At 36.3% G+C, this 893-nt stretch carries 1 protein-coding gene; it reads right to left on the bottom strand.

Annotated features, from left to right (window positions below; all coding sequences use genetic code 11):
* Positions 1-413 precede the first annotated feature (413 nt).
* Positions 414-671: a hypothetical protein gene (locus tag AC1TO5_RS21200; RefSeq protein ID WP_482064821.1), complete on the bottom strand. Its 258-nt coding sequence runs from the start codon at positions 669-671 to the stop codon at positions 414-416.
* Positions 672-893 lie beyond the last annotated feature (222 nt).

Genomic DNA, 893 nt, shown 5'->3' with positions numbered 1-893 from the left:
AATCAGCCTCACCTAAATTCCTTTCAAGTTCCTCGTGATCATATATCCATTGCTCCAACTCAAATAATGTCACGGTTCTCTTTAGAAAATAGTACATATAACGATGTGCTTCTATTTTATTTAACATCTTTTGAATCGCCTTCTTTAATATGTATTTTGCCGATTTCTGATAACGTTCTTGTATTCACGAACTTCCGCAGGAAGTTGTCACTGAATCTGCTACTTTTGCCAAAAGCATCAAGTGACCAAGGCGAAGCCGACGCGTGAATACTGTGTTATGCGTAGTACCCTCTTCCGGAATGACTTTCAATTCATTAATCACTTTCCAATCTTTCGAATGCCTTTCTATATTTATCCAATCTATTATAATCATGTTCTGTTGGATCTTTTATTCTTGATAAATTCATATTCTCTTAAATATCAGCTATCTTTACACTCCTTGAGATCCTATTTCTACTTGTCTTTTCAATAAATTCTTCGTAAGTATCTTCTTCAGATCTTGTCAATAAACTGATTGCCTCTATAATCACTTCAGAAAATCCTTTTTCTCTCAACTGTTCAAGTGTGACTTCCGTGTCTTCAATTACATCATGAAGAACAGCAACAATCTTCTCTTCAAGTGTTTCAACTCGATTCATTACTGCTAATGGATGTAATATATGGGTTTCCACCTTTATCAAGTTGCCCTTTATGAGCTTTTAGAGCAATTGAAATAGCTAATTCAACATCCAAATCGATCAACTCCGTTCTTAAATTTGCACTTAGGGTATTACGCATAACGTTCAGGTATTCACGAACTTCCGCAGGAAGTTGTCACATGAATATACTACTCTGCCAATAGCATCTAAGTGACCAAGGCGTAGCCGCCGCGTGAATACTGTGTTATGTGATGT

It is taken from the genome of Paenibacillus sp. Y930 (assembly GCF_056786375.1).
Note: the sequence above shows the minus strand (reverse complement) of the source record. Positions and strands in the feature narration are given on the sequence as shown.